The sequence below is a fragment of the Humitalea sp. 24SJ18S-53 genome, from assembly GCF_050632385.1.
Classification (GTDB): domain Bacteria; phylum Pseudomonadota; class Alphaproteobacteria; order Acetobacterales; family Acetobacteraceae; genus Humitalea.
Genome location: NZ_CP192599.1, coordinates 994995 through 1008412, shown reverse-complemented (window position 1 = coordinate 1008412; position 13418 = coordinate 994995). Strand labels below are relative to the sequence as shown.

15 protein-coding genes are annotated in these 13418 nt (G+C 68.8%); 8 read left to right on the top strand and 7 right to left on the bottom strand.

Going from position 1 to position 13418, the window contains the following annotated elements; genetic code table 11:
- Window positions 1-11 precede the first annotated feature (11 nt).
- On the bottom strand, window positions 12-662 hold the full coding sequence (locus ACQW02_RS04915; RefSeq protein WP_431284154.1) for an aspartate/glutamate racemase family protein: 651 nt from the start codon (window positions 660-662) through the stop codon (window positions 12-14).
- 148 nt (window positions 663-810) lie between these two features.
- On the opposite strand from ACQW02_RS04915, the gene ACQW02_RS04910 reads away from it, so the two are divergent.
- From ACQW02_RS04910 to ACQW02_RS04885, 6 genes are all read left to right on the top strand, one after another.
- Window positions 811-1272: a DUF983 domain-containing protein gene (locus ACQW02_RS04910; RefSeq protein WP_431284153.1), complete on the top strand. Its 462-nt coding sequence runs from the start codon at window positions 811-813 to the stop codon at window positions 1270-1272.
- Between the two features lie 7 nt (window positions 1273-1279).
- Window positions 1280-1750: a UPF0262 family protein gene (locus ACQW02_RS04905; RefSeq protein ID WP_431284152.1), complete on the top strand. Its 471-nt coding sequence runs from the start codon at window positions 1280-1282 to the stop codon at window positions 1748-1750.
- A gap of 14 nt (window positions 1751-1764) precedes the next feature.
- Window positions 1765-2850 carry an S-methyl-5-thioribose-1-phosphate isomerase gene (gene mtnA / locus ACQW02_RS04900; RefSeq protein WP_431284151.1) on the top strand — a complete coding sequence of 362 codons (1086 nt, stop codon included), beginning with the start codon at window positions 1765-1767 and terminating at the stop codon, window positions 2848-2850.
- A gap of 24 nt (window positions 2851-2874) precedes the next feature.
- Window positions 2875-3834, top strand: a complete 960-nt coding sequence (locus tag ACQW02_RS04895; protein ID WP_431284150.1) for a hydroxymethylglutaryl-CoA lyase — start codon at window positions 2875-2877, stop codon at window positions 3832-3834.
- Between the two features lie 49 nt (window positions 3835-3883).
- Window positions 3884-4768, top strand: coding sequence for an alpha/beta fold hydrolase (locus tag ACQW02_RS04890; RefSeq protein WP_431284149.1), 885 nt, complete (start codon window positions 3884-3886; stop codon window positions 4766-4768).
- Window positions 4769-4880: 112 nt separating this feature from the next.
- Window positions 4881-5516 (top strand): hypothetical protein, encoded by a 636-nt coding sequence (locus tag ACQW02_RS04885; RefSeq protein WP_431284148.1) that lies wholly within the window; start codon window positions 4881-4883, stop codon window positions 5514-5516.
- 18 nt (window positions 5517-5534) lie between these two features.
- Here ACQW02_RS04885 and ACQW02_RS04880 read toward each other — a convergent pair whose 3' ends face one another.
- The 6 genes from ACQW02_RS04880 to ACQW02_RS04855 all read right to left on the bottom strand — a co-directional run bounded on the left by ACQW02_RS04880 (window position 5535) and on the right by ACQW02_RS04855 (window position 11424).
- On the bottom strand, window positions 5535-6806 hold the full coding sequence (locus ACQW02_RS04880; RefSeq protein WP_431284147.1) for a hypothetical protein: 1272 nt from the start codon (window positions 6804-6806) through the stop codon (window positions 5535-5537).
- 183 nt (window positions 6807-6989) lie between these two features.
- Entirely contained in the window at window positions 6990-7601 is a 612-nt protein-coding gene (locus tag ACQW02_RS04875; RefSeq protein WP_431284146.1) for an EF-hand domain-containing protein, read from the bottom strand.
- A 155-nt stretch (window positions 7602-7756) separates the two neighbouring features.
- Window positions 7757-9157 (bottom strand): M20/M25/M40 family metallo-hydrolase, encoded by a 1401-nt coding sequence (locus tag ACQW02_RS04870; RefSeq protein ID WP_431284145.1) that lies wholly within the window; start codon window positions 9155-9157, stop codon window positions 7757-7759.
- Window positions 9158-9230: 73 nt separating this feature from the next.
- Window positions 9231-9587, bottom strand: a complete 357-nt coding sequence (locus ACQW02_RS04865; RefSeq protein WP_431284144.1) for a hypothetical protein — start codon at window positions 9585-9587, stop codon at window positions 9231-9233.
- Window positions 9588-9646: 59 nt separating this feature from the next.
- Window positions 9647-10273 carry a maleylacetoacetate isomerase gene (maiA, locus tag ACQW02_RS04860; RefSeq protein WP_431284143.1) on the bottom strand — a complete coding sequence of 209 codons (627 nt, stop codon included), beginning with the start codon at window positions 10271-10273 and terminating at the stop codon, window positions 9647-9649.
- Window positions 10270-11424 carry an acyl-CoA dehydrogenase family protein gene (locus ACQW02_RS04855; protein WP_431284142.1) on the bottom strand — a complete coding sequence of 385 codons (1155 nt, stop codon included), beginning with the start codon at window positions 11422-11424 and terminating at the stop codon, window positions 10270-10272. The genes maiA and ACQW02_RS04855 overlap by 4 nt, the downstream gene beginning before the upstream one ends.
- 129 nt (window positions 11425-11553) lie before the next feature.
- Here ACQW02_RS04855 and pdxA point away from each other — a divergent pair, with 129 nt between their 5' ends.
- Both pdxA and ACQW02_RS04845 read left to right on the top strand, forming a co-directional pair.
- On the top strand, window positions 11554-12540 hold the full coding sequence (gene pdxA / locus ACQW02_RS04850; RefSeq protein WP_431284141.1) for a 4-hydroxythreonine-4-phosphate dehydrogenase PdxA: 987 nt from the start codon (window positions 11554-11556) through the stop codon (window positions 12538-12540).
- Window positions 12540-13265 (top strand): pyridoxine 5'-phosphate synthase, encoded by a 726-nt coding sequence (locus ACQW02_RS04845; RefSeq protein WP_431284140.1) that lies wholly within the window; start codon window positions 12540-12542, stop codon window positions 13263-13265. The genes pdxA and ACQW02_RS04845 overlap by 1 nt, the downstream gene beginning before the upstream one ends.
- The last annotated feature ends 153 nt before the right edge of the window (window positions 13266-13418 follow it).

Sequence of the window (13418 nt, the reverse complement as noted above, 5' to 3'; positions counted from 1 at the left end):
GGTCGCGTCTCTCAGTTCTGGGATGGGACGACGGCCGCCAGGGCCTGTGCCGCCGCGGCCTGGATGGGTTCGATGACCGGCAGACCGCAGGCGTCTTCCAGGAAGGCGCGATGGGCGGCCATGCCGGCGCAGCCCATGACGATGGCCTCGGCGCCCATGCCCGCCAGGGCGCGGGCGGCGTCGCGCAGGCCGATGCGCGGGGCGTCGGGGTCCAGCAGCGATGCCATGGACAGGTTCAGCGGCACGATGCCGGCGCAGCGCGCCTCCATCCCCATCGCCTGCAGCACGCGGCGCTGGCGGGCGCGGCTGGCATCGACGAAGGCGATCAGCCCGAAGCGGTCGGCCCGTGCCGCGGCGGCGGCCACCCCGCAACGCAGGGGGCCGAAGACCGGGCGTGGCGTGGTCGATCGCAGCAGGTCGATGCCGGGGTCGCTGACGCAGGCGATGATGATCGCATCCGCGTCCTGCCCGGCCACCAGGCGTTCCAGGGGTTGTGCGACGCCGAACCAATCGTCCCACGACACGATGGCCGGCGGCCCACCTGGCAGGCTGATCGTATCGAAGACCACGCCTGGGCGGGCAAAGGGCGCGACGGCCGTGGCGATGCCGGCGGTGCAGCCCGCGTCGCTATTCGGATTGATGACCAGAATTCTGCGATCCATGCGTGGATCGTCGGTCGGCCACCCGCGCAGCGCAAGGTGTTGGCCCATTCATTGTGCGTCATGCCTTGAACAGAGGCGTCCGAAGGCCGATGATGCGCTGCACAAAGAAAAAAAGTTCGGGGCGATCCTGCCCCTGAGGAAAGCAGACATGCGTTGGGAACCCGACCGGACTCCGCCCGCCATTGGCTACACCCCCCCGTCCTCTTTCTGGACGGCTGTACGCCGCGGCGCGATGAACCGCTGTCCCGTCTGCGGCGAAGGCCGCGTGTTCAACGGCTACCTGACCCTGGTCACCGAGTGTTCGCATTGCCACGCGCCGATCGGCCGGCTGCGGGCCGATGATGCGCCGCCGTATTTCACGATCCTGCTGGCCGGGCATGTGCTGGTGCCCATCGTGCTGTGGATCGAAAAGAACCATCCGATGCCGATGTGGCTGAATATGGTGATCTGGCTGCCGGCCTTCACCATCATCTGCATGGCCCTGCTGCGCCCGGTGAAGGGCGCGGTCGTCGGCTGGATGATGAAGCTCGGCATGACCGGCACCGAGCACGGGCCGGAGGTGCCGGCGCACCCGTCCCTCGCCCCCGCCGCGGCCAGGCCCGATCGCTGACCTGGTCATGACGCAGCAGGTCCTGGTCAGGCTGGTCTTGCCGGACAGCGCGCCGCTGCCATCCGCCTATGCCGAGGCGGATCGCAGCCAGGCGGTGGCCGACCTGCTGGCGGGCAATCGCTTCGACCCACCGGGGCTGGAGCCAGGCCCTTATGCGCTGCACCTGTGCCTGCGCGACGGGCGCCTGGTCTTCGACATCCGCACCCCGGACGACATTCCCCTGCACGCGCTGGTCCTGGCGCTCGGCCCGTTTCGGCGGTTGATCAAGGACTACGCGATGGTCGTGCAAAGCCATGAACAGGCGGTACGCGAGGGGGCCGCCGAGGCACGCATCCAGGCGATCGACATGGGCCGGCGCGGGCTGCACAACGAAGGTGCAACGCTGCTGAGCGAGCGGTTGGATGGGCGCATCGTGCTGGACTTCGAAACCGCGCGACGATTGTTCACGCTGGTCTGCGCGATGCACCAGCGTATCTGAAGGGTGTTTGACCGATGAAGATCGAGGGCATCGCCTATCGCTCGATACGCCATGACGGCGACAGCATCCTGATCCTGGACCAGACACGGTTGCCCTGGCGGATCGACTGGCTGCGGCTGACGGATGCGGCGGGTGCCGCGCATGCGATCAAGACCATGCAAGTGCGCGGCGCACCGCTGATTGGCGCGGTCGCGGCCTATGGGCTGGCGATGGAATTGCGCGCCGATCCCGCCGGGCTGGAGTCGGTCGCGGCGATGCTGGGCGACACGCGCCCGACCGCGATCAACCTGCGCTGGGCGCTGAACCGGATGCTGCTGCGGCTACGCCCGCTGCCGGTGGCGCAACGCGCCGCTGCCGCCTGGGACGAAGCCGTGGCCATCGCCGAGGATGACGTCGAAACCTGCCGCGCCATCGGCGCGCATGGCCTGCCGCTGATCCAGGCCATCGCGGCCAAGAACCCGGGGCGCCCGGTCAATATCCTGACCCATTGCAACACCGGCTGGATCGCGACGGTCGATTACGGCACCGCCTTGTCGGTGGTCTACCAGGCGCATGACGCCGGGATTCCCGTGCATGTCTGGGTGGATGAAACCCGCCCGCGCAACCAGGGCGCCTTGCTGACGGCCTGGGAATTGGGCGCGCATGGCGTGCCGCATACGGTGATCGCCGACAACGCCGGCGGGCACATGATGCAGCATGGCCAAGTGGACATCGTGCTGGTCGGCACCGACCGCGTGACCCGGCGCGGCGATGTCGCCAACAAGATCGGCACCTACCTCAAGGCGCTGGCGGCGCAGGACAATGGCGTGCCCTTCTGGGTCGCCTGCCCGCATTCGACGCTGGATTGGTCGGTGGATGACGGCGTCGCCGAAATCCCCATCGAGGACCGGGACGAGGCCGAGGTCACCCATACCACCGGACTGCTGCCCGATGGCACGCCTGGCGCCATCCGCACCGCGGCCCCCGGCAGCCGTGCGGCCAACCCGGCCTTCGACGTGACGCCGGCGCGGTTGGTGACGGGGTTGATCACCGAACGCGGGCGCTGTGCCGCGTCGATCGATGGGCTGCGCACCCTGTATCCGGAACGCGACGCGGCCTAACCTCTCGACTGGAGGAACCAACCGATGACCGACCTGCCGACCCGCGTCGAAATCGCCGAGGAAGGCCCGCGCGAGGGATTCCAGATCGAGCCCGGCCCCATCGCCACCGCCGAAAAGGTCAAGTTGATCGATGCGCTGTCGGCCACGGGGCTGACGCATATCCAGGTCTGTTCCTTCGTGAACCCCAAGCTGGTGCCCGGCTGGGCGGATGCGGAGGCCACCGTCGCCGGGTTCACGCCGCGCGCGGGGGTGCATTACACGGCGCTCTGGTTCAACGCCGCCGGGCTGGACCGGGCGCTGGTATTCCACGACCGGCTGCATCTGTTCGGCTCCATCTCGCTGGCGGCGTCGGAGGCGTTTTCGAAAAAGAACCTGAACCGCGACCGACAGGGCCAGATCGACGCCATGCGCAAGGTGACCGCGGCGCATCTGGCGGCCGGCGTACCGGTGACGCGGATCGGCGTGCAGGCCGGTTTTGGTTGCAACTACCAGGGCGATATCTCGGCCGAGCAGGTCGTCGCCACCGTGGCGGATGGCATGGCCGTCGCGGCTGAAGTGGGGGCCAACATCACCGACGTGACCTTGGCCGATACCATGGGCTGGGCCACGCCGCCGCGCATCGAACGCACCGTGGGTGCGGTGCGCGCGCGTTGGCCGGATGTGCGGCTGACCTTGCATCTGCATGACACTCGGGGCCTCGGCATTGCCAATGCCCATGCCGGGCTGCGCATGGGTGTCGCGCGCTACGACGCGACCGTGGGTGGCTTGGGCGGTTGCCCCTTTGCCGGCCAGCCCGGCGCGCCGGGGAATATCGCCAGCGAGGAACTGGCCCTGCTCTGCCAGGAAATGGGCATCGAGACGGGCATCGACCTGGACGCGCTGATCGAGGCGGGGCGCCTGGCCGAAACCATCATCGGCCGGCGGCTGCCGTCGGCCGTGCTGCGCGGCGGCGCGCTGTCGGGGTTCCGCGCCAAGGCGGCCTGACCGACGGCCGGGAGCATCCAACAAGAGCGCGAAAAGGGCCGGAGCCAGCATGTTCGAAGGTTTTGAATCGAAGACCATCGCCACCTCCGGCGGTGCCAGCATCTTCTGTCGTCATGCGGGCAGCGGCCCGCCGCTGCTGCTGCTGCACGGCAATCCGCAGACCCATGCGATCTGGCACCTGATCGCGCCGCGCCTGGCGGAAAAGTTCCACGTCATCGCCGCCGATCTGCGCGGCTATGGCGACAGCACCGGGCCGGGCGACCCGACCCGGGCGGTTTACCCGACCGAGGACTACACCTTCCGCGCCATGGGCCAGGATATGGTGGAGGTGATGTCCGCCTTCGGCCATGAACGCTTCAACATCTGCGGCCACGACCGCGGCGGGCGCACGACGCATCGCCTCTGCCTTGATCAACCGGAGCGGCTGATCAAGGCCGCGATCCTGGACATCCTGCCGACGCGGCATGTGTGGGAAAACGTGAACGCCGCCTGGGCCGCGAAATCCTGGCACTGGATCTTCATGCCGCAGGAAGGCGGCTTGCCGGAGGCGATGATCGAGGGCGTGCCTGCTGCCTTCTACATGGAACGCAAGATCGGCAAGCCCGGCATGGGCATGGGGATCTTTGCCCCCGAAGCCTTGGCCGAATACGTGCGCTGCTTCACGCCAAAAACCATCCGCGCGTCCTGCGCCGATTACCGCGCGGCGGCGACCCTGGACCTGGAGATGGACCGCGCCGACACGGGGCGGCTTTCGACCGTGCCGACCCTGGTGCTCTGGGGGGCGAAAAGCCACACGCAGGCGATGTTCGCGGCGCCGCTGGATATCTGGCGCAACTACGTCGCCGACGTGCAGGGGCAGGGCATCGTCAGCGGCCACTACATGGCCGAACACGCGCCGGAGGAAGTCCTGGCGGCGCTGCTGGGGTTTTACTAGGCGCGCCAGGATGCGCGGTCACGCGCCGCGCCTCCCATCGGATTGATGGTCGTGCATTGCTCATTCACGAAAGTTACAATTAAATAGGAGAAACGGTCGAGGACGCGCGCTCGTGATCAATGCTGGCCTCAAGAAATCTGATCTGCACGCGGACTTCCGGCCCTTCTTCGCCGACAGCAAGTACCAGGTCGTGATCATTCCGCGTGGCATGCGACTGTGGAAGCTGACGGCCTATTCGATCCCGAAGGTCGGCGAAACGAATTGGAAGGGCGAGAAAGCCACCGTCTCGCCGTGGTGGGCGAATGTCTACCCGTTCCAGCAGGACCGGAAGGGCATCCATGCGCGGATCGAGGAAGCCAAGCTCAACAAGGTCGGGTTCAAGGACTACATGCGTTTCGTCGCCGCCGTGCGGATCGACTGGAACATGCTGTCGAACTATCAAGAAATCACGTTGAACGATGAGTGCCTGGCGTTCTGGGGCCTTTTCGGGCCGACCGGCGTATTGAGCGCGGCCAGCGAGGTCGCGGACCGTGGCAGGGCGAGTTGGGAAAATGCGCGCGACGTGCAGCTTCCGGCCGTGCAGAAACGCATCGAACTCCCATCGCTGCTCGGCGGCCTGGACGATGCCTTTCAATTGTACATTCCCGGCATCTATCCGGAGATGCTGACCCAGGCCTTCTCGAAGAACCTGCACGACAAGGGGACCATTCAGATCTCAGCCTTTGGCGCGCACGTCGTCGGCGGCTGAGCGCAGGGCCATACTGCTCTATCGCATCATCGCCCCGACCGGGGCCGGGACATTCGGCCGGCCGTTCACCCCGCCCACGCGCCCCAGGGCGGGGTTGGTGACCGACGGCAGCATGTCGAAGCTCCGGGCGGTCAGCTTGTCGATCCCGCCCGCGGCATTGATGGCGGCGATCATGTTTGGCCAGAGATGCTGGCGCGACTGGCATTCGCGGCAGCGGTCCTTTCCGGCATGCCCATGCGCCGGCATGCCCTTGCTGCGCGGCTGCCAATGGCTTGCGAGGAAGCGGTAGTCCGGCGCATTCGTCCGCGCCGCCGCATTGCCGCCGAGCGTGGTCGCGACCTCATGGCGCCCCAGCGGCGTATCGCCCGGTCGCGCCGGCCGGTTGAAGCCGAAGACGCCCTGGCCGCCGAAACTGTTGAGCCGGTCGAGGAACTGCCGGCCGCTCTGCGGGAATATGTTGAAGCCTGAAACGATCAGCCGCTTCATGTCGACGCCAAGCAGGGCGAGGGTTTCGACCGCCAGGGCCAGGTTGTTGGCGCCCGGCTGGAAATGCCCGCTGTTGTTGTTGATCTGGACGACGACACCCTGCTCCATCTTGATCTCGCCGGCGCAACGCACCGCGTCCCCCGCCAGGTAGGAGGAATGGAAGCGACCGTTCTTCTGCAGGTTGGTGCCCGCCCAATGCGGGCCGGAGTAGAAATCCCCGCCCTGGCTGACGACGTAGCCGGAAAACCCGGCGGCGATCACGGCCGCCTGCCGCGCATCGCGTTCGATGCTGTCGGCCAGGACCAGTTCCGTGCTGTTGGCCCACCATTTCTGCCGGAAGGCGAGGCCGCGCACGAAGACCAGCCTGTAGATCGCGGCCTTTTTCGGCTCCATGTACTCGCCGGCGCGATCGCGCAGGTCGACATCCGCGCCATGCGCGCCCATCGCCCGGCCGAAGGTCGCCTCCAGCCAATTCGGCAGCAGGTTGACGGGGACGCGGGTTTCCTCGGTCAACCGGGCCACCAGCTTCTTGTAGAATTCGTAGACGGAGGAACGGCGGCGGGTGTTGATCTCGGCCGAACCGCGATCGCAGAGCTTCAGCCAGGTGTCGGTGGCGAAGTACAGCCGCCCCAGCACGATCACCCGGTTGGCGTCGTTCCTGGTGCGGTGGAAAATATCCAGCAGCCCGTCGATGACATTGATGGCCGTGTCCCCGGCGCGGCGTCCGCTGGTCACCATGGTCAGGTCGGTGGCGGATTTGAATTGCGCGGCGGTGGGCAGCGGCGTGAAGACGAGCGCTGGCATGAAACCTCCGGTCTTTTTCGTTCGACCTCGGGGTACGAGCCAAAGGTAAAGAAACCTTACACCGCGCCCGGCGTTCAGCAATTCTTACACTTGGCTTTAGATGAGGCGCGGCCTCAATAGTCGGTGATCGATCGTAAAAATGCAGGACGCCGGAGGGCCCTGAAGGCCCTCCGGCTGCCGGCTTCAGCCAGGGCGCGGCGCGTCGGGCGCCGGCGGACGACCACCCGGGCCGCCCGGACCACCAGGGCCGCGGGGGCCGTGGTGATGCATGCCGCGCCCGCCGCGCGGCATCACCTCGGCCACCGCCAACTGGCCGCTGGAGTCGCGGTCCATCGCGCGGAACATGGCCCCCGCGATGACCTGCAATTCGGCCAGGGTTACCTTGCCGTCGCCATCGGCATCCACGGCGCGGAAGATCGCCTCACCACGCTGCTGCATGCGCTCCGGCATCGGGCGGTCGCGGCCCGGCATATTGGCGGGGCGATAGACGCGGAATTCCTCGATCGTCACGCTGCCGTCGCGGTTCACGTCGATTTCGGCGAAGCGCGCGGCGACGGCGGCCTGGAATTCCTCACGGCTGAGCTGGCCGTCGTTGTTGCGGTCGGCCATGGCGAACATGCGCCCGGCCTCAAAGGCCATGGCACCGCGCTGTGGTCCGCCGGCACCAGGTGCAGCCGGTGCGCCGGGTACGGCGGCTTGCGGCGCGCTGGGGGCTTGGGCCGCCGGCTGGGCCATGGCGGCACCGGTGCCGGCAAGCCAGGTCGCCGCCATCAGGGTCCAGATCGTGTTACGCATATGTCGATACTCCGTGAAGGGATCGCGATGCGGGCAACCGGGGCTGCCCGTGGACGCAATATGATCCCCGCCGGTAACGCGTTGGTGTCGGTCGCGCCGGTTTTGCGTAAGAAAATGTCACCCAATCATGGCGCGACTGCCCAAAAGTGGCGCGGCTACGCCCGCTTCGGCACCCCCGCCTCGCCCAGGTCCCAATACATGCCGGTGAAGGCCGCGATCCCTTCCCGCGCCACGCCGGGCAAAAGATGCTCGTCCGGGCCGTGCTGCTTGCAGCCGTTGTAGGAGTGCGGCACCCAGATCAGCGGCACGCCCAGGTGGTCGACAAACACATCCCCCGGTAGCCCGCCCGAGGAATTGGGGATGATCTGCACGCGCTTGCCCAGGGTCTGGGCCATGCTGGCCTGCGCCCAGCGCACCCAAGGGTGGTCGGTGTCGGTGCGGCTGGCGGGCATGCGCAGGCCGGGGTTTTCGATCACGACTTCAGGGAAGCCGGCGGCGTCCAGGTGAGCGCGGATCGCGGCCTCGAAACCGGCGGTGTCGGTATCGACCGTGTAGCGGATCTGGCAATGCGCGACGGCATCGGGTGCCACGGCATTCACCGGGTTTTCCGGCCGGCCCGAGAGCATCGCCAACACGATGAAGCTGTTCCAGCCGTAGATTTTTTCCGCCGCCGACAGGCCGGGTTCGCCCCAGTCGGCATCGATGGTCGCCCCTTCTCCGCCACCATCGACCGGGCAGCCGGCCAGCACGGCACGGACGCGGTTCGGCACCACGCGGCCCGCCGGCAGCAGCCCATCGACCATGATGCGGCCGTGGCGGTCCATGATGCTGGCGATGGCATGGGCCAGAACGACCGCCGGGTCGGTGGTCAGCCCGCCCCAATGGCCGGAATGGACCCCGCCCTGGCGAAGCCGCACCGCCAGGGTGCAATGCCAGGTGCCGCGGGTGCCGGTGGCGATGGTCGGGACCTCAGGCGCCACGCGTGGCCCGTCGGAGGCGATCAGCACATCGGACTTCAGCAGGTCCTTGTTGGCCGCGACGAAGGCGCGCAGCCCCTTGCTGCCGCGTTCCTCGCACATCTCGATCAGCAGTTTCACGTTGAAGCCGATGGTGCCGCCGCGTTCGGCGATCACCGCCTCCAGCGCCGACAGGTTCAGCGCGTGCTGGCCCTTGTTGTCGGCGGTGCCGCGGCCATACCAGCGGCCGTCGCGTTCGGTCAGCACCCAGGGGGCCAGGCCTTCCGACCATTGGTCCGCCAACCCGCGCACCGTATCGCCGTGGCCGTAGAGCAGCACGGTCGGCAGGGCCGGGTCTTCCATCCGCACCCCGGTCAGGATCGGCGGGAAGTCGGGGTCGGGGTTGGGGTGGATCTGGCAGGTGAAGCCCAGGCGGCCGAGCCAGGGCAGCAGCGCCGCCTCAAGGTAACGGCGGCAATCGGCCTCATGCCCCGGGTCCTGGCTGGTCGAGGGGACTGCGACCAGATCGGTCAGCAAGGCGCGAAACCCCTGGTCGAAGAAGGTTTCGGCGCGTGCGATGGCACCGGCGCGGTCGGGCATGGAATGGGGCTCCGTGGTCAGGGCCGCGGAGGATGCATCCGGGTGCCGCGGGCGGATACCCCGGGGTCGCGATTCAGCGCGTTTGCGCGGGACCGCTGCTGCCGCCGCCGCTGCTGCCGGGCAGCCCGGCGCCCAGAAGGGCCGCCGCCAGCACGGGCAGCAAGGCCGCGGCCGCCGGGGCCGCGAGCGGCATGACCGAGGCGCTGGACACCACCAGAGGCGCCGGGTTGGCCGGCGCCGGGGCCACGGCACGGGGGGCGGGTGCGCGGGGCGCCACGCTGGGCGGCGCGATCATGCGCGGCTGGCTGCGCGGCGGCATGACGACGCCGCCATCGGCCGGCGGGACCGTGATGAACTGCATCTGCGCCAGCGCCGGCTGGCTCGACAAGACGGCGCAGAGAGCCACGATGTTGCGAAAGCGAAAGGCCATGTGCAATTTTTCGCGCCAACAACCGCAGATTGCAAGGAATTTTCGCATAAATAAGCCGGCTATTCCGCGTCGGGCTGGTTTTCCGGGGCGGCGGCCACGAAGGCGGGCAGGATCGCGCAGGCTGCCTCGGCCGCCAGCAGCCTCGGCATGCCAGTCAGATCCACGCCGAAGCGACGCGCATTGCCGAGTTGCGGGACCAGGCAGAGGTCGGCCAAGGTCGGCGTCGCGCCGAAACAGAAGGGGCCAGGCGCGACCAGGGCTTCGACCGCCGCCAGCCCCTCGGCGATCACCTCCCGCGACCAGGCCTGCACCTCGGGTTCCGCGTGCCCCATCGCGCGCAGGCGCGCCATGATCTTGAGGTTCTGCACCGGGTGGATGTCGCAGGCGATGGCCAGGGCGACGGCACGGATGCGGGCGCGGTGCAGCGCGTCGCCGGGCAGCAGGGGTGGGGTCGGATGCGTCTCCTCCAGCCATTCGATGATGGCGAGGGATTGGGTCAGCACCGCGCCACCCTCGGTTTCCAGCGCCGGCACCAGGCCCTGTGGGTTCAGTGCCAGGTATCCCGGCGCGCGCTGTTCGCCGCGCCGCAGGTGATGCGCGGCCTGTGTCGCCGACAGCCCCTTCAGCCCCAGCGCGATCCGCACCCGCCAGGCGGCCGAGGACCGGAAATACCCATGCAGGATCATCGTGGCGCCGCCAGGTACCGGGCGATGATCACCCGCATGATTTCATTCGTGCCTTCCAGGATGCGATGCACCCGCAGGTCGCGCACCAGTTTCTCCACGCCGTAGTCGGCGAGATAGCCGTAGCCGCCGAGCAGTTGCAGCGCCTCATCCGCCACGCGATGGCCGGTGTCGGTGACGAAGCGCTTGGCCATGGCGCAGAAGGTGGGTGCATCGGGCGCGCCCGCGTCCAGCTTGCCGCAGGCGCGCCAGAGCAGGCTGCGCGCGGCTTCCAGTTCCGTCGCCATATCCGCCAGGCGGAACTGCGTCGCCTGGAAATCGGCGATGGTTTTGCCGAAGGCGCGGCGTTCGCGGACATAGGCGAGCGCGATATCCAGCGCGCGCTGCGCCCCCCCCAGCGAACAGGCCGCGATGTTCAGGCGCCCGCCATCCAGGCCGGACATGGCGAAGCGAAACCCCTGCCCCTCCGCGCCCAGCAAGGCGCCCGCCGGCACGGCGGCGTCCTCGAACACCACCATCCGCGTCGGCTGTGCGTTCCAGCCCATTTTTCGCTCGTTGGCGCCGAAACTGAGGCCTTTGGTCCCGCCAGGCACCAGCATCGCCGAAATGCCGCCCGGCCCGTCGCCGCCGGTGCGGACCATGGTCAGGTACAGGTCGGCCGCCCCGGCGCCCGAGATGAACTGCTTGGATCCGTTCAGCAGCCAGCCTTCGTTGCTGCGCGTCGCCCGCGTCCGCAAGGCCGCGGCATCGCTGCCCGATCCGGGTTCGGTCAGGCAATAGGCGCCGATGCGCTGCATCGTCAGCAGGTCCGGCAGCCATTCCGCGCGCTGCGCGTCATCGCCGTAGCGGTCCACCATCCAGCCCACCATGTTGTGGATGGACAGGAAGGCCGAGACCGTCGGGCAGCCGGTGGCCAACGCCTCGAACACCACCGCGGCGTCCAGGCGGGTCAGCCCGGCGCCGCCCGAGGCCTCACGCACATACAGCCCCGCCATGCCGAGGGCGGCGGCCTGGCGCAGTTCGGCGATGGGAAAGTGCTTGTCCCTGTCCCAATCCAGCGCCTTGGGCGCCAGCACATCGCGGGCAAAATCCTGGGCCAGGGACTGGAGTTCGCGGGTGGCCTCCGGCAGGTCGAACGCGGCATCGAGCGGCATGGCGGTCATCCTCCGGGACGTGTTTGCGCCATCATCTGCCCGCCAGGCGGCCTGCGGCAATGCGCCAGGTGCGGCTTTCGCCCGGCGCCGTTGCGGCTACCCTGCGCGCTTCCAACTTCGCGAGTTCGCATGACTGCCCTTCCGCTGGCCCTGACCATGGGTGAACCCGCCGGCATCGGTGGAGAGATCGCCGCCGATGCCTGGCGGGCGCTGCACGCCACCGGCCCGGTCTTCGTGCTGCTGGACGATGCCGACCGCATCCGCGCCCTGCCGAACGCGCCGCCCGTGGCCGTGGTCGCAGGTCCGGAGGAGGCCGCCGCCTCCTTTCCCACCGCATTGCCGATCCTGCACCGGCCGCTGCCCCTGCCCACCGTGCCCGGCGCCCCCAACCCGGCCCATGCCCCCGCCGTGCTGGGCGCGATCGCGGAGGCCACGCGCCTGGCCATGGCCGGGCGGGTCGCAGCCGTCGTCACCAACCCGATCCAGAAAGCAAGCCTGACCGCCGCGGGCTTTCCCCACCCCGGCCATACCGAATACCTGGCCGAACTGACCGCCGGCGGCCCGCCGGTGATGATGCTGGCCTGCGAGGGGCTGCGCACGATCCCCGTCACCATCCACGAACCCCTGCGCACGGCCATCGCACGGCTGACCACGGCGATGATCCTGGATGTGGCGCTGGTGACCGCGGCCGCGCTGACGCGCGACTTCGGCATCGTAGCACCTCGCCTGGCCATCGCCGGGCTGAACCCGCATGCCGGCGAGGCCGGCACTTTGGGATCGGAAGACGCCGAGATCGTCGCCCCCGCCGTCGCGCAGTTGCAGGCGCGCGGCATCGCCGCGACCGGACCCTGGCCGCCCGACACGATGTTCACCCCGACCGCCCGCACCCGCTACGATGCGGCGATCTGCATGTACCACGACCAGGCGCTGATCCCGGTGAAGACGCTGGACATGGCGGGGGGCGTGAACGTGACACTCAACCTGCCGGTCATCCGCACCAGCCCCGACCACGGCACCGCGCTGGACCTGGCCGGCACCGGCCGGGCCGATCCGGCCAGCCTGATCGCCGCCCTGCGCATGGCCGCCACCATCGCCGCCCATCACCGGAGACCCTGATGCGCCTGTCCGTGAACATCGACCATGTCGCGACCCTGCGGAACGCGCGCGGCGGCACACACCCCTGCCCGATCGCCGCCGCCCATGCCGTGCTGGCGGCCGGGGCCGATGGCATCACCTTCCATCTGCGCGAAGACCGCCGCCACATCCGCGACGCCGATGTGGCGCGGCTTTTTGCCGAGGTGGACACCAGGCTGAACTTCGAAATGGCCGCGACCGAGGAAATGGTGCGCCTTTGCGCCGGCTACCGCCCGCAGGCCTGCTGCCTCGTCCCCGAAAAGCGCGCCGAGCTGACCACCGAGGGCGGGCTGGACATCGCCGCCGGCGGCGCCCCCCTGCGCGACGCCGTCGCACGCCTGGCCGGCTTGGGGATCGAAGTCGCCCTGTTCATCGAACCCGAGGCCCGCGCGGTCGAAGCCGCCCACGCCATCGGCGCCCAGGCGGTGGAATTCCACACCGGGCGCTACGCCGAAACCGGGGATGCCGATCTGCGCCGGTCAGAACTCGACCGGCTGCGCACGGCGGCGGCCCTGGCCGAAGCCGCGGGGCTGCTGTGCCACGCCGGCCACGGCCTGACCTACGACACCGTCGGCGCCATCGCGGCCATCCCGCAGATGGAGGAAGTCAGCATCGGACACTTCCTGATCGGCGCGGCCGTGATGGAAGGCCTGCCCGCCGTGGTCCAACGCATGCGGCGCGAAATCGCGGTGGGGCGGGGGGGCTGACATGATAGAGGTTGCGCAGTGGAAGGGGCTTCGCCCCCTCCACGCCTCCCCCACCAGGGGCCGCCGCCCCTGGACCGGCGGAGTATTGGTAAAATAAAGCGAGGGGCAGGACGCGCCCTCGATCCATCGAACGCCCTATGAAGCCCCTCGCTT